The 16,834-nt window shown below is 39.5% G+C and carries 14 protein-coding genes; 4 read left to right on the forward strand and 10 right to left on the reverse strand.

Annotated features, from left to right (window positions below):
• Positions 1 to 108: 108 nt before the first annotated feature.
• Positions 109 to 1,548, forward strand: a complete 1,440-nt coding sequence (locus ACH784_RS09480) for a serine hydrolase domain-containing protein (RefSeq protein ID WP_404389600.1) — start codon at positions 109 to 111, stop codon at positions 1,546 to 1,548.
• 66 nt (positions 1,549 to 1,614) lie between these two features.
• Here the strand turns inward: ACH784_RS09480 and ACH784_RS09485 are convergent, their stop codons facing one another.
• Positions 1,615 to 3,228, reverse strand: a complete 1,614-nt coding sequence (locus tag ACH784_RS09485; RefSeq protein ID WP_404389602.1) for an ABC-F family ATPase — start codon at positions 3,226 to 3,228, stop codon at positions 1,615 to 1,617.
• A 429-nt stretch (positions 3,229 to 3,657) separates the two neighbouring features.
• Here ACH784_RS09485 and htpX point away from each other — a divergent pair, with 429 nt between their 5' ends.
• Complete coding sequence (htpX, locus tag ACH784_RS09490; RefSeq protein ID WP_404389604.1) at positions 3,658 to 4,524, forward strand: protease HtpX; 867 nt, start codon at positions 3,658 to 3,660, stop codon at positions 4,522 to 4,524.
• Positions 4,525 to 4,588: 64 nt separating this feature from the next.
• Here the strand turns inward: htpX and ACH784_RS09495 are convergent, their stop codons facing one another.
• Positions 4,589 to 5,428: a delta-class carbonic anhydrase gene (locus ACH784_RS09495; RefSeq protein WP_404389606.1), complete on the reverse strand. Its 840-nt coding sequence runs from the start codon at positions 5,426 to 5,428 to the stop codon at positions 4,589 to 4,591.
• Between the two features lie 223 nt (positions 5,429 to 5,651).
• Here ACH784_RS09495 and ACH784_RS09500 point away from each other — a divergent pair, with 223 nt between their 5' ends.
• A complete protein-coding gene (locus ACH784_RS09500) occupies positions 5,652 to 6,404 on the forward strand; it encodes a substrate-binding periplasmic protein (RefSeq protein WP_404389608.1) in 753 nt (250 codons plus the stop codon).
• An 8-nt stretch (positions 6,405 to 6,412) separates the two neighbouring features.
• Here the strand turns inward: ACH784_RS09500 and ACH784_RS09505 are convergent, their stop codons facing one another.
• Positions 6,413 to 7,477, reverse strand: coding sequence for a hypothetical protein (locus ACH784_RS09505; protein WP_404389610.1), 1,065 nt, complete (start codon positions 7,475 to 7,477; stop codon positions 6,413 to 6,415).
• Between the two features lie 63 nt (positions 7,478 to 7,540).
• Positions 7,541 to 8,602 carry a hypothetical protein gene (locus ACH784_RS09510; RefSeq protein WP_404389612.1) on the reverse strand — a complete coding sequence of 354 codons (1,062 nt, stop codon included), beginning with the start codon at positions 8,600 to 8,602 and terminating at the stop codon, positions 7,541 to 7,543.
• Positions 8,603 to 8,889: 287 nt separating this feature from the next.
• Here ACH784_RS09510 and ACH784_RS09515 point away from each other — a divergent pair, with 287 nt between their 5' ends.
• Positions 8,890 to 9,141: a TIGR03643 family protein gene (locus ACH784_RS09515; protein WP_138482461.1), complete on the forward strand. Its 252-nt coding sequence runs from the start codon at positions 8,890 to 8,892 to the stop codon at positions 9,139 to 9,141.
• 55 nt (positions 9,142 to 9,196) lie between these two features.
• Here ACH784_RS09515 and ACH784_RS09520 read toward each other — a convergent pair whose 3' ends face one another.
• The 6 genes from ACH784_RS09520 to ACH784_RS09545 all read right to left on the reverse strand — a co-directional run bounded on the left by ACH784_RS09520 (position 9,197) and on the right by ACH784_RS09545 (position 16,832).
• On the reverse strand, positions 9,197 to 10,522 hold the full coding sequence (locus tag ACH784_RS09520) for a leucine-rich repeat-containing protein kinase family protein (protein ID WP_404389615.1): 1,326 nt from the start codon (positions 10,520 to 10,522) through the stop codon (positions 9,197 to 9,199).
• 143 nt (positions 10,523 to 10,665) lie between these two features.
• Positions 10,666 to 11,202 (reverse strand): DUF924 family protein, encoded by a 537-nt coding sequence (locus ACH784_RS09525; RefSeq protein ID WP_404389617.1) that lies wholly within the window; start codon positions 11,200 to 11,202, stop codon positions 10,666 to 10,668.
• Between the two features lie 34 nt (positions 11,203 to 11,236).
• Positions 11,237 to 12,415: a methyltransferase domain-containing protein gene (locus ACH784_RS09530; RefSeq protein WP_404389619.1), complete on the reverse strand. Its 1,179-nt coding sequence runs from the start codon at positions 12,413 to 12,415 to the stop codon at positions 11,237 to 11,239.
• Between the two features lie 137 nt (positions 12,416 to 12,552).
• Positions 12,553 to 14,517 (reverse strand): pre-peptidase C-terminal domain-containing protein, encoded by a 1,965-nt coding sequence (locus tag ACH784_RS09535; protein ID WP_404389621.1) that lies wholly within the window; start codon positions 14,515 to 14,517, stop codon positions 12,553 to 12,555.
• A 99-nt stretch (positions 14,518 to 14,616) separates the two neighbouring features.
• Positions 14,617 to 15,267 carry a DUF1566 domain-containing protein gene (locus tag ACH784_RS09540; RefSeq protein ID WP_404389623.1) on the reverse strand — a complete coding sequence of 217 codons (651 nt, stop codon included), beginning with the start codon at positions 15,265 to 15,267 and terminating at the stop codon, positions 14,617 to 14,619.
• Positions 15,264 to 16,832: an ethylbenzene dehydrogenase-related protein gene (locus ACH784_RS09545; protein ID WP_404389625.1), complete on the reverse strand. Its 1,569-nt coding sequence runs from the start codon at positions 16,830 to 16,832 to the stop codon at positions 15,264 to 15,266. Before ACH784_RS09545 ends, ACH784_RS09540 begins: the two co-directional genes overlap by 4 nt.
• Positions 16,833 to 16,834 lie beyond the last annotated feature (2 nt).

Genomic DNA, 16,834 nt, shown 5'->3' on the forward strand with positions numbered 1-16,834 from the left:
GCTAGCTGGGCACGCGATCAGAATTATCGCGAAGCTTTCCTTACCTACAGGTTGATTACTGAATCAAGAGGATTGGTATTTATTAAAATTAATAAGAAGGAATCCAACGTGAAACGTACTTTTCTAACCTTGATGTTTTTCATTTTAAGTTTTAGCACAAGTCTAATAGCGCAAACAAAAACCGATTACACCGCTTTAACTCATCAGTTTATAACTGCTATCAACAGTAAAAATCTCGCACAAATAGAGCAATTTGTCGTAACTGAGTTCGCAAAAGAGTCACTAGCAAGATGGGATGGAACAGGTAAAGACCGTTACGTCGGTTATTCTATGAATCAGGCTTTATTTCACGGTGAGTTAAAAATCCTATCTAATGAACTAGACACAACGAATGAAAGAGTAAGAACCATCACTAAGGTGCAATCAATAAATACCGATATGCAACACGAAATGGTGGTGTTTTTCAATCACGAAGACAAACGAGCAATTACAGGCTTTTACATCAACGAAGATCCAAAAAAGTCAACAAACTCCGCTAAGCTGAGTGATGAAGAGTTTATTGCAGAAATAAAAGCTTATAGTCATAAATTAGCCAAGAATGGCATTTTTTCAGGTACCATTTTATTAGCGAAAGGCGATAAGGTGCTGTTCTCTGCAGCCCATGGGCTGGCTTCACACCGTTACGATATTGAAAACAACCTAGATACTAAATTCCAAATCGGCTCTATGAATAAAATGTTCACCAGTGTAGGGATTTTACATTTAGTCGAAAAAGGTAAACTGAGTTTAGATGACCCGTTGACTAAACATATTGACCGAACACTACTTGGCAAAGGCGAGTTTGATAAGATTAAGATCAAACATATGCTCAGTCACACATCTGGACTTGGTGGTATCACTGGCTTTGAAGCAAGCCAATCAAAAATACGCTCACTTAAAGACACTATCCCTCTATTCAAATCAATTGATACTACTTTCGAACCTGGTACTCAGTGGCGTTACAGCAACACAGCTATGATGTTACTAGGTCAAATTATTGAAAATGTCAGTGGTGAAGACTATTACGATTTTATTGATAAGCACATTTATAAAAAAGCAGGCATGAAACATAGTGGCAGTTTCGATCTAGACGTACCAATTAAAAATAGTGCGAGAAGTTACTGGTTCTCAGTTGAAACCGGTGAAATTACCGAAAACTTGATGTTTCAATCTGTAAAAGGCGGTCCTGCAGGAGGCGGTTATTCAACCGTGGGAGATTTACATAAATTCGCTTTGGCTATGCAAAACAACACGCTTCTTAGTAAAAAACTATCGCATTTAGCTTTAAACGCTAAACCAGAATTAAAGGCACCAAACTGGGGTTACGGTTTTTCTGTAAGAGCACAAGAAGGAAACCAAGTTGTTGGACACAACGGTTCTCATTTAGGCATGTCAGCTCGACTAAATAAGTATCAAGATAAAGGATATATTTTAGTGGTACTGGGCAACTATCAATCTTCTGCATGGCCTGTTATTGCAAAAGTGGATCAATTGATAACTCGCTTATAAAGCTAAGCTTAAAAACTAAATGCGTAAATAAAAGGAGGAATAATTCCTCCTTTTTATTTTAGCCGATTATCTAACACCTAAACTCGCCGCTTTTTCAGCTTGGCTGGCTAGGTATTCATCAAACGTACCATGGAAATTGGTAACTTCTTTATCTTTGATATCAATAATGCGAGTTGCTAATGAAGAAACAAATTCGCGGTCATGGCTTACAAAAATGAGTGTACCTTCAAACAATTTTAAAGCATTGTTTAAGGCTTCAATGGCTTCCATATCCATGTGGTTTGTTGGTTCATCCATTACTAACACATTGATATCTTGCATCATTAACTTGCCAAATAATAAGCGGTTTTTCTCACCACCTGAGCAATTTCTGGCTTTCTTATTGGCATCATCTGCGGTAAATAATAAACGCCCAAGCATTGCTCTGACCATCAAGTCGTTATGCTTAGCGGTACGCCACTGTGACATCCAATCAAATAATGTTAAATCGTTATCGAAGTCTTTTGAGCTGTCTTGCGGACAATAACCAATTGCGGCATTTTCAGACCATTTAACCACACCTTCCATTGCTGATAGTTCACCCATCAAACATTTTAAAAATGTGGTTTTACCGACGCCATTCTCACCAATAATGGCAAGTTTTGAGCCTGCTTCAAGAATAAGGTCGCCGTTTGAGAACAACAATTCGCCCTCAAAACCGTGACCAAAGTTTTCTAAAATAAGCGCTTGGCGATGTAATTTTTTACTTTCTGTAAAACGAATTGATGGTGCAATACGACTACTCGTTTTCACTTCATCTAAGGTGATTTTTTCCATTTTCTTCGCACGAGAAGTCGCCAATTTTGCCTTTGAAGCATTGGCGCTAAAACGATTCACAAAGTCCTGGAGCTCTTCAAGTTCTGATTGTTTCTTTGCGTTGCTGGCTAATAGTTGCTCACGAATAAGCGTTGATGCTTCGATAAACTTTTCGTAGTTACCCGGATAAATACGCAACTCGCCATAATCAATATCAGCCATGTGAGTACACACTGAGTTTAAGAAATGTCGGTCGTGAGAAATAATGATCATGGTGCATTTACGCTGGTTTAACTCATTTTCTAACCAGCCAATAGTGTGAATATCTAGGTTGTTGGTCGGTTCATCAAGCAGCAAAATATCCGGATTTGCGAATAAGGCTTGGGCTAGTAATACGCGCAACTTCCAGCCCGGGGCGACTTGTGACATCAAACCATAGTGGTAAGACTCTTCAATACCTGCTTTTAACAGTATGTCCCCGGCTCTTGCTTCTGCACTATAACCGTCCATTTCTCCATACAAGCTTTCAAGGTCACCCACCTTCATGCCATCTTCTTCTGACATTTCTGGCAGAGCATAAATACGGTCTCGTTCCTTTTTAACTTCCCAAAGTGCTTTATCTCCCATGATCACCGCATCAACCACTGAATAAGATTCAAAGGCGAATTGATCTTGGCTTAACACACCTAATTTCAAACCCGGTGCAATTGAAACGTTCCCTGAGGTAGGCGTAAGTACACCACTCAAGATTTTCATAAACGTGGATTTGCCACAGCCGTTCGCGCCAATTAGGCCATAGCGATTGCCGTTACCAAATTTTGCTGAGATGTTTTCGAATAAAGGCTCTGCGCCAAACTGCATGGTAATATTAGCGGTTGAGATCAAAATGAGTTCCTTGGGAATAAATTAGAAAAATACCGCTTCTGATAATGAAAGATAAAACCGATATCAGCGCAGAAATGGCGGCGAATTATACGAATCACACTCGTAGTTGTCGAGTAGTTAATCAATACTTAAACCGCTAATATCACCACGCTGTTTTATTGTTCCAGAAAAATCCTATTTTTAACTTTAAGCGTATAATTCAATTAATATTTCATAAATTTTAAATATGAAAACAATTGCTGTCGTGGTACTTTCAGCCACAATATAGTCCAGTAAAAATTTTACAATACGGGCTATTTAAACCAACAAAATCGCCCACATATTAAGAGTATTCAAAAGACTTCTTTGAAATGCTTATAAAGTTTCAATAAGTCATTGAGAGCAAGTCGTTAACGAACGCATTGCAATGTAATTTAATTAGAGGGTTCTATGAAAAGAGTCGTGTTATTTTTAATTACCAACCTAGCCGTCATGATAGTGCTAGGCGTGGTCTTATCAATATTAATGAGTGTATTCGGTATTGATAATCGTAGCCTTGGTGGGATCTTAATGATTTCTTCTGTGTTTGGTTTTGGCGGCGCATTTATTTCACTATTCATGTCGAAATGGATGGCGAAAAAATCAACGGGGGCTTATGTTATCGAACAGCCACGTAATGAAATGGAACATTGGTTAGTGACTACGGTTGCGCGTCAAGCTGAGCAAGTTGGTATTAAAATGCCAGAAGTGGCAATTTACGACAGCCCAGAAATGAATGCGTTCGCAACTGGGCCAAGTAAAAACAATAGTCTTGTCGCTGTAAGCACAGGTTTAATGCACAACATGACCCGTGACGAGGCCGAAGCGGTACTTGCTCATGAGGTATCTCACGTTGCAAATGGTGACATGGTCACCCTGACTTTAATCCAAGGTGTTGTGAATACCTTTGTAATCTTTATCTCGAAAGTGCTTGCTGGCATCGTTGATAACTTCTTAAATAGTGACGAAGAAGGTGAAAGCAGTGGCGGCAGCTGGACTTATTTCATTTTTGATATGATTTTCCAAATCATTTTTGGTTTCTTAGCATCGGTTGTCGTTGCCTACTTTAGCCGCAAACGTGAATTTGCCGCAGACAGTGGCGCAGCGCAATTAGTTGGCGCACATAAAATGCGTGCAGCACTTGAGCGTTTACGCAGCAACCATGAATCACAACTTGAAGGTTCAATGATGGCATTTGGTATTGCGTCAGGTAAGAGCATTGCTGATATGTTCGCGTCTCACCCACCACTTGAACAACGTATTAATGCGCTGAGATAATCGTCAATAACATTAAAAAAGGAGTACTATCACGTACTCCTTTTATACTACTTCTCAGTCTATCTTATTCAATGTCTGAAATAAGCGCAGGATTAACAACTAGGTTACGCACACCATGAGCGTGATCTTCGTTGAATGCGTTGTCTTTACACCACTCACCGACTGTCTCGATATTTACCTTAGCAACACGTGGACGAACGCTCCAGCTCACTTGTAAAGGCGAACCTTGCTCATTGTAGCTTGGGCCCGTTGTTGAACCCGCATATTGTACTGGAGCACCAGTAAAGTTAGGAATATTTAGCGCTTGGTAGTAGCCGTTTTGCTTACCAAATTTTGTTAGAGCAGCAAAATCTAATGCATTTTTGTCGTTTACAAGAACATACACTTGCGCTTCTACTCGTAATTGCGGATTAGCAATCGACTCGCTTAAACAAGCACCCAATGTTGGACCAGGTTTAACTTGCGCTGTTGTATGAACATAGTGAAGCTCAATGGTGTCGCCCGGGAATAGGCCACCCGTTTTAGAAGGACAAATTTGGCCTTTTACGGCTTTTAGCTCTTTCTTAGAAAGTTCACCGTTATAAACGAATCCAGTTTCAAAGCCTTTACCGTTACCATTGCCAGCATATTTAGTGAACTCGCCGCCTTTATGCTCAGCATTTTTATGGAAGTGGATGTTACACAAGTTCATTTCTTTATGAGAAGGCGCAGCATTAAAAGCAATATTGTTTTCACCTTCTAAAGTGTCAATATCACGCGGAGATTGCGGGCCAAAACCTTTGCCTTCGGTATTCTTAGCTAGATTTGCACGCTGCTCTGCGATTACTTTGTCAGATACATCTGCTATCACAGCAAATGAAGTAGATGTGATGATGCCAATTGCACATAGTGTTTTTAATTTCATATTTCTCTCAGTTATTAATGATTAAAAATTTAACAATAAAATTATTAGCAATATAAATAATGACTTATATTGAAATTATATCTAAAAACAAAAAGAAATACCCATTTTAGGTATAAAAATACATGCTAAAAATAACAAAATAGGAACTAAAATAATGAGATTTCACCTATCGTTCGATGTTTTTTGCTCTATGCTTAAATAAAAGTTGATGATGGTGTTTTGAGTGAGGCGAATTACATTTCTACTTTCTTTTGCTTGCCTGATTTTTTCAGAGGCTTTACTTGCACAAAACTGTAAAAAGATTGGTGTAGTAGCAAGCTGGCCTCCTTTAACCGTTTTCGACAGTGCTGGGGCTACGGGTCTAGATGTTGAGATTGTACAAGCAATATTTGACCAAGCTGGTTTGTGCTACAAATTTGTGCGACTTCCCTCCAGTGCAAGAACCTTTGAAGAAATGGGCAAAGGCGTCATTGATGTTTCTACCATGACAAGCTTTACAATTGAAAGGCAAAAATATGGGGTTTTCTCCAAAAGCTATCGGGATGAAAAAATGCGATTAATTTCACTTTCGCATCCTAGACCCATTCAAAATCTTAAAACATTGCTTAGGAAAGATCTCACTATCGGACTGAGTATCGGTTCTTATTATGGAGAAGAATTAAACAAGCTAATACAGCACCAAAAATATAAAGAGCAATTTGTTAGTTTAGCCAGTGCAAATAGCCGCATTTCAATGCTCGTTAAGAACCGTGTAGATTTTATTATTGATGACCTTTTCAGTGCCCATTATTATAAAAATGAATTAGGACACGACAATATTAAAATTTGGCCTTACGTAGTTCATGATAACCCTGTACACCTTCTTCTTAGTCACAAATCTTTCACGCAAAGTGATATTAAAAAGATAAATACAGCCATAATTGAGATACAACCAAAAATAGACTCTGTGATTAAAGAGTACTTAGTAAAAAAGTAGCTTTAATTTTACTGACCTTTGTTGCTCATACTTTTCAAAAACGCTAGACGCTTTTTTTCCGTTTCGTTAGGTAGGTAGTCAGTTCTTTCTATGTCTGACAGGTCAACATTTTCGAATACTAATTTTTCAACCTCTGAGTTACCAAATCGAGATGGCTCTGCGGGGTGTGTTGAGCGCTTCTCAATGGTGAAAGTGGCTAGCTCAAATTCACTTGTGCTTGGCAGAACACTGTAATGTGCTCGCAACAAAGCCTGTTTTTGGCCTACTTCTAATTTAGTTTCAGAGACTAAAGAAGCAATGGGTTGCGCACCTGAAAACAAATTTGCTCTTACTCTGTAAAGGCCTGCACTATCGACTTTAATATCAATGGGGAAAACTAAGTCAGCATTTTCAACAAATGGTTTCGCGCCGCCTATAATCGTCGCACTTTTTTGGGTGTAATTAATTTGCGCAACCAAAGGAATTTCATCACCATTTACGTTAGCTAATGCGGTGATCTGTAAGTTAACTGGGTAGTCACTGCTCCCCTTGATTTGTGTTACGTATCCGTCTTGTGAAAACTGCATCGTGTGGTTAGATAAAGTCTTTCGCGTATCAGCATCCTGTACTTTCAGCTTCACGTCATATATATCGCTACCTCTTACCAAAACCTTAATATTCTCTGGTGCAACGAAATGATATTTCTCAAGCACCATGGATATTTTCACACTACTATCTTGCGTGACCATGGTCACTGGCTCGAAATAATTTGGATTTAATAAGCTAAAGTCATTTAAAGAAAGTGGCTGTGAATAAGGCGGGAATTTCAACGTTTGCTCGTATTTTGTTGCTATGATTTTTGCCGACTCAACAATAGATTGATCAAAACTTGTTGGCATAGGCTTCTTACTTTCTTGAGTTGCTTCTTTAATGATTTCTTGCGAAGACTCCAATTCTTCAACTTGATTGAGTACATGTGCTGTTTTTATCGCAGTATGTAATTCATGATCGCTGTTTTGTTTTGACCCCCCAAAATACCAGATACTTATACAACCAAAAGTAACAAGCCCAATAATAATTTTGATTTTCTTCATAGTATCAACCATACAAGGCCGTAAAATTTATACGGCCTTAATAACATTACTTTATTTTAAGTTTTATAACGTGTTGTAAATTAACTTAGACATGCTTTGAGAATCTGACTGACTTACATATTTATAATGTGTTTTAAAGATCCAAAAACCATAATCTTGCTGATAAGTAGAAAATGCAATTGTATCGCCATTATCCAGTCTTAACGCGTCATTAGCCGCTGTCACTTTGCCTTTTTGCTTATTCAGAATAATTGATAAGTGATCATAGTTATCGGACATCAACATAGGGTAATGATTTGGCATAAAGCTTGTCACTGCATCACCTTGTGATGAAATCTTGCCATCAAAAGCGATGCTTGAGGCACAGCTACCGAAGTCCCCTGCTTTGCTTGCTCCGCAGCTTGAATGTGAAGCTACTACGCTATCATCTTTACCTTTTAAAAATAACTTTGTCGCACCAAGGAAGAGATCGCCCTCGCCTACGAACCTAAGTCTTGGTGCTCGATCACTCGGTAATGCTGCCAATTGACGCGCATTATTGACTTTAAGGTCATTCAAAACACCTAACTTGTCGGTTAATGGGCCACCTAACCAAGCTTGCAAAGCCGCTTCAATCAATGGGTTCCAAGATGTCGCACCTTGAGTTACATTCACTGCTAAATCTGCCAATTCACTACCACCACCAGCACCAGCTATATCAAATGTTGCAATGATATTGAGCGGCTTGAGCCCTGCAGCACTTAACCAGTTTGCTTGGTTATCAATAATATAGCGTGCGACCAAATCACCCGTTGAGTGCGTAACAAGTACACAACCTTGCTCACATACGCCTCGCTCACTCATCGACTTTAACTTTGGCCAAAGGTAGTCTGTGGCGATTTTACCTTTAACGCGTTCAAACGAAGGCCAATCTATTCTTTCATCAGCCAAAGCACCCCAATAATCAGCCCAATAGCTTTCGCCATCATTGCTAACTGTATTTGGCGAACCAAACAACAATTGTTGCGGTTGGAAACCATGAATTAAAACAGTTTTATAATTTGCTGCACTTGCAACATTAGTTAGTGTTAAAGCCCATACTGCAAAAACTAAGCTTGTTATTTTCATTGTGTTCAGATTGCCCATTGCAACCTCCAAGTTTCTTGCAAAAATAACCTGATTTCGATTACGCGAAATCAGGTTTCCCGTGCGACATCTGGTATGACATCTGTCCAGATACAATTAGAGTATTAGATCGAAATATAAACATTTGCAATATTTCATTTACATTTATTCACGTTTTATGTCAGAGTTTTGAAAGTTTATTGAAGGCGCTTTGATATAACTGACTCATAAAAATAAAGAAAATTTATAAATCTAAAACTGAAAACTTTCCGTAGAAAGAAAGTTGTTTTTATAGAATTTAAAAAAGTATGGATTTATTAGAGCATGAAGTTTCACGCATAATCGAAATGGCGTGGGAAGATAGAACACCATTTGAAGCAATAAATTCGCTTTATGGTTTAAATGAAACGCAAGTTATTAATTTAATGCGAAAAGAAATGAAACCAAGCAGTTTCAAAATGTGGCGTAAACGCATGGCGGGTCGCGAAACTAAACATCTAAAGTTACGCAACCCAGACATCTCACGCGGATATTGTAAAACGCAATATAAGCACCGCTAGATAGTGTCCATATTACGTTTCTGATTGAGTTATTTTGCAAATATAGTTTGAGCGCTTATCTAGCCAATAAAACTTTGATGTCTGCAAAGTTTGGTCGAAGCGTAATATTGTCATTCAAACACGCATCTCTAAGGGAGATTAGCTTAGCTAAAGTGCTGTTTTCACTTTCATTTAACTGGCTTTGTGTCAGCAAATCATCTAGCAAATTACCAAACGCCCTCACTTCAATGCGTTCAAATTGCTGTTGCTGAATCTCAGAAATATTATGTAATTGCGTCGCAGCGCCAAAGTCACCGAACATCACATGGCCCTGTTCATTAATCATGGTGTTATGTGCGTAGAAATCACCATGACTGACTTGCTGATTATGTAGATGCGTCAATACATCTGCTAACTGTTTAGTAATGTTGCTGATTGTTTCAATAGAAAATTGCGTGCCTTCTACAAATGTGTCTCTTGTACAGGTTTCATAGCTTGGTGGTAGTCCAAGATTTTCATAGCCTTTTGGAATTAAATCCATAAGAAGCGCCAAGAAATCTTGTTCTGAAATATGCGCAAATGTTTTGATCAAATTCTCATGCTGACCTGCAGTTAAGCAAGCACTTAACTCATCTTCTGGATAACCATCACTGGTTTTACCGCCTTTGAACACCTTAATGGCAATGTCTGTTTCAGCATTATGTAATTTGCCTTTGTAAATGACACCCGATGCCCCCTGACCTATTTGCTCATTGAGCACAATATCTTGCTGTTCATACTGGGCAATACCTGAATGAGCTTTGTGTTCGCCAACCAATGGATTACCAGATAGCGCCAGCCAAGCCAATTTTGGCAGTTTAAATAAACCCGCAGGGACTGAAGTTAGTTCATTTGCTGAAAGCCTAACTAACTCTAATTGCTTGCACTGTGTAAAACTTTCTGGAATTGAAGAAAGTTTATTGCCGGCTAATGCTAACTTCTTTAGCTGACTTAATTGACCAAAGCTGTGTGGTAATTGAGTTAAACGATTATCGGTTAAAATTAACCAGCGCAAGTTTTTTGGTAGTGCCGTTTCACTGATTGACTCGATTTGGTTCGATTTAAACCCAACCATGTCTAAGTTAAGGCATTTTCCTAACACGTCAGGGAAAACTTTAAACTGATTAAACGATAAAAATAATACTTTTAAATTTTTGAGTTGAACAAAACTGTCTGGTAATTCAGAAAGCAGATTATTTGAGAGATCTAACACCTCAAGAGTGTCGGATAAAGAAAGGATTTCTTCAGGGAATTCAGATAAGCCTTCGACTAATTGCAGCCTTTTATAACCTTGGTACTTCCCTGCTTTTAAGTCATTTAGATTATGACATTGTTGCTCTGCTGCTGTTAGTCCTGAGATCACGCTTGTTCGCCTACTAAAAATAAAGGCGAGAGTTTAACTTATCTTTATGAAGGATTCAGTAATGAAGAAGCATATTCTATTTTTTATGTTCAAAGTAAACAAAGCGCGATTTACACGCGCTTTATGAGTTAGTTTATAAAAGCCTAAAAGCTTGAGTCTGGCTCTTGCAAAAAAGTGATTTCTTCTTGGGTAGATTCTCTGCCTAAAATTTCATTTCGATGTGGATAACGGCCAAACCTGTCGATGATCACTTTATGTTTAAGCTCGAACTCTAGGTTATTTTCATTACCATGCGCTGTATAGAGCTTTACTGCTTCTTCATGAATGCGTTTTGACTCACTGTGCATGAATGGCAGATAAAAGAAGCTACGTTTTTCAACATCAACTAATTTATCAAAGCCATTTTTAATGGCTTGTTGAGCCAATGCTAAGGCAAGCGGATCTGCAGCAAAAGCTTGTGGCGTATCTCGATGTATATTCCTGGAAAATTGATCAAGTACAATCACTTCTGCAAGGCTAGACTCTGCATGCTCTCGCCACTCAAACAACTCTCCTAGAACCGCTTGTTGATGTAATGCACCAAAGCGTCGAACAATTTCAGCATCAAACTCTAAATCTTTTTGCCACCACATCTTTGGTGAGATTTCATTAAACCAAAAATCGAGCACTTGTTGGTACATGACATACATCCTGACTAACTATTAATGCTTAACTTTATAACGCATTTCTTTTTAGCACAAAGAAATGATAACCAAATTGCGACCCATCATGGGACTGATAAATATCGAGCTCTCTTTGAATATCTTTGATTGCCTGTGAATTAGGCATACTGGCTTTAAGTTCATTTACCCTTGCTTGCAAAGGCTGCCAATAGTTTTGCCAAGCTTTCTCACTAATTGTGAAATCATCAAGCACCTCAAAACCAAGTCCTTTTGCCTGTTTTGACCTTGTATCAACGTCTGTCATAGCCGGATATTCAGACGACCAAAATGAGTGATACTTTTCATCTGGCTTCGAAGTTAGCCAAACTAAATCACTGACAATAATCAAACCATCTGCTTTGAGCGCAGTTTGCCACTGCTTTAGGGCCTCTTCAAAACCCATAATATAGACACAGCTTTCAGCTAAAATGGCATCAAAACTATGTGTCTTAAATGGCAATTCAGACATACTCGCACACATGGGAGTAACTTGTTTACTTAACCCTTTGCTCTCAATCAATTGCGCTAAGTTTGTTACCGCAATGGGCTCGTTATCTATGGCTGTGATCTGAGCGTTAAAGTATTCTGCCAATAAACAAGTCGATAAACCTTTACCACTGCCGATTTCTAAAATACTACTAGCCTTACTCGGAATTTGTGAAATTGCTTTGAGCGTATCACTGTCGTCTCCCGGTCCCCAACGCGTCAAAGGTTCAAAAACAGTGAGGAAGTCTTGCATGTATTGGTCGTGTGTATTCATATCTTTTGATAACCACCTTATTCTTTGTGCTTCTTTTTCAGTAAAGCCCTGCTGTAATAACCATTCATAGTGCGCTTGTGGCGCAAGTTCATTTAATTGCGCATGAAAATCACGATTAGAACTTTCCCCCAATAAACCAGAAAGTAAGTTTCTCGCTTTCTGTTTTTGCACTATTTCTTCATCTAACAAGCGCAGTCTTTCATTTAAAATACCTTTATCTATTTTGCCATTCAGACAGGCAATACATTCTTTAAGTGATAATCCACCAGCTTGTAACTGCATGGCTAAAGTTAAACGCTGAGCATCTAATTCGCTGTAAACCCGGTAACCATTGGCTAAACGCTGACCTCTAATGACACCTAGTTTCTCGTAATACAACAACGTTGTTCTAGATACACCTACTCGTTTAGCCAACTCTGAGATTAAAAACATATAAGTCCGTTCTGAATGAATTAGTAGCGTTTCTAAGATTAGCTTGTTTCGATGATGAAAGCATAAAGTGTAAAGTAGTAGACAGGTCAAACAAAAAAGCCAAGCGAAGCTTGGCTTTTTTCACTTATCACTCAAATTTATTCATAACTATAACTTAACGTCACACCCGAATAGGCTTTATAGGCTTTTACCCCAAAATGCCACTCGCCTGCTTTTGGGGTTGTGATTGTACAAGTTTCACTATTGCCACTTTTATAAGGGCGGCATTCATAACTTGAACTATTTGGTGCTGAGCCGCTTTTCACATATAAATCAGCATCTCCTGTTCCGCCCGAAATACTAACCACAAGTTGGCTTACTCCAGCAGGTAAAGTCGCGCCACGATACTGCCACTTATCTGCACTTGCTGACAGGTTTGTAAAGGTATCTGAACCGCCATTACCGCCGCCATTATTGCTATAGGTTGCTTTTAAGCTCACACCACTAAATGCGCTGTAACCTTTAACGACCACATAGTATTTACCCGTTTGCACAGTATCAATACTACAAGTTTCATTATTACCATCTTTGTAAGGACGGCAGTCGTATGTACTCGACGTTGGTTTGCTACCATAACGCACATACATATCGGCGTCACCAGTGCCCCCAGACATTTCAACTAATAAAGCACTTTGACCAGCAGGCAGGTCAATATAAAAACCGAGCTCTTGCGATTTACTACCGCTGATATTTGCTGCAGCAACACCACTTGTTAACTCCGTATCACCCACGGGTGGATCAATCACACCAGTATCAATTTTAGTTAATCCATTGGTCGCTTTGACTAAGTTAAGTACATCACCTGCCCCTGAGGCATACCACCAATTAACATTATTGGGTAGCAAGGTTGGATTTGCATCTCGATCAGCTTTTGAAAGTGTGTTTGCAGTAGAATTAAATTGTGCAGTTCTCACATCAAGCTTATCACTTGATACCGTCAGCACTTTGAATTGTTGAATACTGGCAAGGTCAATCGTCCAAGATTTAGGATCGTTGGCACTACGGGCAGGCGCCCCCCAACTACCTTCCCCTACAAACACAGTACCACCATTGGTCGTACTTATAAAATTGTTACCATCTGGTTTCAGTGCTTGTGTCACTTTATTGATGTGCGTATCAGACTCAACCACTAAATTCATTTTATGATTGTAGAAATGATTAGCCCACCAAGTATGCAAAATGGTGTTATCTGATTTACCTGAATAATGCGGGAACATTGGCTTATGATATTGCGCTACACGCCAGCTTGCTGAACTACCACTACTTTGAAGGTCTTGCTGTAGCCAATTATTCATTGCCGTTGCATAACTCGACCAGCCCGAGTTTTTATATTGAGAATTCAACGTATAAACGCGTAATAATGGCGAAACATTAAATGCACCATAGGTGTCTTTCGCGTCACACACATTATTGTTGTCGTAATCCACACCAAACACCTGACACAGTGTTTTGTAGTTATCATCTTCATGATTACCATGTGTGGCAACAAACGGGTAGATCCGTTTGTAACTCAGCCCGTCGATGCTATCTGAAGAGAAAGTGAGTTGCCAATCATTGAGGTAACTGCTCATTTCAGAAGCGGTGTTAGCATTGGTATAGTCGCCGCCATGCATGATAAACAGCGGACGGATCTTGGCGACTAACTTATTGCCATTTTGTCGATTCGTCCATCCAGTACGTGTATCTCCACCAGCGATTGCGACAAAGGGAGAGTTGTCATTGGGGGCTGTTTTGAACCATAGACGTTGACCGCAGCCCGAATCATCGCAGACGCGATAATACACGGCTTTATTCGCTGATAGCCCTGTGAGCTTTACAAATTTACTTTGCAATGAACCATCGAAAGTATGGCTAGCTGTCACGTTCTTTTTTTGCCATAAAGACTCATCTGTCGACACACCATATTTGACATAATGATTTGTGCTGCCATCAGGTGTGAAGCCGATAGTCGCTTGACTTTGTGGAGCATTGTCCCAGATAAGTCGGTGATATTTACTACCTGCTTGCGCGTTAAACGCACTAAGCAAAGCAAATGATATAGCGACCTTGCTATAAGTTTTCATAGTTGTTCCTTAGTATTGATATTGCTGTTAAAAAATCGTCTTATGCCAATCCTCTTAATTAAGTGATCTCTTTTAAGGATTGGTATTAAATAGACGGGTTTATTGTGCATTAGCCTCCTTAATCGAATTGGGTAATTCTGAAGTGACTAACATCACAAATGCAGCATTTCTGTAGGGAAGAGTATGAAAACGCCCTTGATAAAAATCGACCGCAATCGCACCTTTCTCTAAATGGCGATAATGCCCTGTCAAAGGTTGCTCTGCGTCTTGTGTCCAGTAATCGCCCGCTTTTATATGGCGAAAATAATCAGTCGCAAGCATTGCTTGCTGGGGTTTATCTTGCGGTTGTAAAATTGCCTCTACTTCTTGTTTTGTCGGTAAGCGCCAACCGGTAACTTGGCAAAGCCCGTGTTGATTGGCTTTACGGATCAAGTCTTGAGTATCACATCGGTCAGGCTCAAAATAACAATCGCCGCTATTTTTTTCGCCAATTTGGTTGTTAAACCACGAATAGCTCCAGTAACCATCATGGATTGATTCGTCGTCGCGCTTCACTTCCCATAACAGCTTTTGGGTTTTATCGTAAACACAGGCCCACGGCCCTTGCCATGCAGCAAGCTCATTGCCTTCATGGTCCACTTTTGAATACTTAGCATCTTTAAGCAAAATTGGTTGCTGCTCAAAAATAATACTTGTTAACAAACAAACGGCAAAGAATATCAAAGAAAGTAATAATCGTTTTAACATCATAACTTTCCTTTTTGACTGAGCGCCGAGTAATCGAGTTTTAATGGCCTTTGATGACGAGTATGTGCGATTTGAGCGTGGTCAAAAGCGGCAACCCACAAGCAAACACCCTGCTCTAACGCTACGTCATATTCAGAGCCTGTTTTGTTTCTTCTCGCGACCTCTAAAGTCCAATATCCGTCTTGCCAATGGCCTTTTGCTGTGACATCACCTCGGTCTCCTTCAAAACGGTTCGAGCGATAAAGTACTGAGCTTAATAAAGTGCCTTCAGGATAAGCGTCGAGTAATGCAGCATAAGGGGTACTTGAAAACCAGGGCATAACGGCTTGCTCAAGATCTTTATCTGCTCCTTGGTACATTTGTTGATATTCAGGTAAGGGCAAACGCTTAGGGGTGACTTTATCTTTGCCATACCAAAGCCAATTCATTACATAGGCGCCACTTTCTTTACCATCCGCAAAGTAACCGGCGGTATAACGCCTATCTCCAGATTTAGCGCTTCTTGGCGCGGCAATGACATTGTCATCCATTTGCACCATGTCATTTGTTCGCAGTGCTTTCCAATGCCAAAGGTCACGCACTCTGCCATCGAGTGCACCATGGTAGCCTTTGCCATGCCAATTAGCAGGTTTGCCTTCGATAGGTGACTTTCCTAAGTGCGCTGTGCCATCGCCGCCATGGTCACAACTCTGACTAAGCAGAACTGCAAATTTGTCTTCGTAATAACGGGTTTCATTGAATGTATGAAAGCCTTGTTGCTTCACCTTCCATTGTTGATTGATTTTCACTAGAGGAAGATGGGTTAGGCTTTTTGTTTCGTCTTGCCAGCGGAATAAAAAATAACTTTCGACGTCATTACTGGCGACCTTTACTTTTACGGATGTGTGGCCGTTATTAAAGTTTGCCCCGCCATAAGTATTTATTTCATGCCATTGCACTTGCCGCCAAAACGCTTCATCGTCTTTACCATCAACCGCTATAAAAGCCGAATTATTTAAAGCTACGACTTTATAGTCCGTTGACTTGTATTGCTCAAAAACCCAGATCGCGAAACAAGCAAAAATAACAAAACAGCCCAAAACCAATTTTTGTTTTTTGAGCGCTTTAATTTGAAATAGCTTAGCTATTAACTTTTTGCCCAGTGACAAAAAATACACATAGCTGTGCAAAAATAAAAATACAATGAATGTTAATGCTAAGAAATAGTGCGCTAAGGCAACCCAGTTCGTAGCCCAATCAAGCCAGCGGAGTAATCCAGTCACAGTGCAAGCCACTACAACTGCGTAACCTAAATAATTGACGATACGATGATATTTATTGTCTGTTGTTTTGTGAGTAAATCGCTTTCTGTAAAACACATAACTTAGGCATAAGACACCTAATATCAACCCCGAATAATAATGCAGCGTGTGCATTTGCCCTTGTGGCAGCAATGCGCTTAAAAAATCAAAATGAGCATATTTTAAAAGGCTGATCCTTAAACCAGTTGCAAGCGAAACGCCAACTAACACAATTGCTAGCAAATGTAGATTTAAAAAAAGTGCTCGATTAGATTTTTTTCGATTCACAA

The sequence above is a fragment of the Pseudoalteromonas phenolica genome, from assembly GCF_044788725.1.
Classification (GTDB): domain Bacteria; phylum Pseudomonadota; class Gammaproteobacteria; order Enterobacterales; family Alteromonadaceae; genus Pseudoalteromonas; species Pseudoalteromonas phenolica_C.

Excerpts from the sequence above, each read along its gene's own strand:
- htpX (WP_404389604.1), top strand. The coding sequence starts at position 3,658 with ATGAAAAGAGTCGTGTTATTTTTAATTACCAACCTAGCCGTCATGATA.
- ACH784_RS09495 (WP_404389606.1), bottom strand. The coding sequence starts at position 5,428 with ATGAAATTAAAAACACTATGTGCAATTGGCATCATCACATCTACTTCA.
- ACH784_RS09505 (WP_404389610.1), bottom strand. The coding sequence starts at position 7,477 with ATGAAGAAAATCAAAATTATTATTGGGCTTGTTACTTTTGGTTGTATA.
- ACH784_RS09510 (WP_404389612.1), bottom strand. The coding sequence starts at position 8,602 with ATGGGCAATCTGAACACAATGAAAATAACAAGCTTAGTTTTTGCAGTA.
- ACH784_RS09515 (WP_138482461.1), top strand. The coding sequence starts at position 8,890 with ATGGATTTATTAGAGCATGAAGTTTCACGCATAATCGAAATGGCGTGG.
- ACH784_RS09525 (WP_404389617.1), bottom strand. The coding sequence starts at position 11,202 with ATGTACCAACAAGTGCTCGATTTTTGGTTTAATGAAATCTCACCAAAG.
- ACH784_RS09530 (WP_404389619.1), bottom strand. The coding sequence starts at position 12,415 with ATGTTTTTAATCTCAGAGTTGGCTAAACGAGTAGGTGTATCTAGAACA.
- ACH784_RS09535 (WP_404389621.1), bottom strand. The coding sequence starts at position 14,517 with ATGAAAACTTATAGCAAGGTCGCTATATCATTTGCTTTGCTTAGTGCG.
- ACH784_RS09540 (WP_404389623.1), bottom strand. The coding sequence starts at position 15,267 with ATGATGTTAAAACGATTATTACTTTCTTTGATATTCTTTGCCGTTTGT.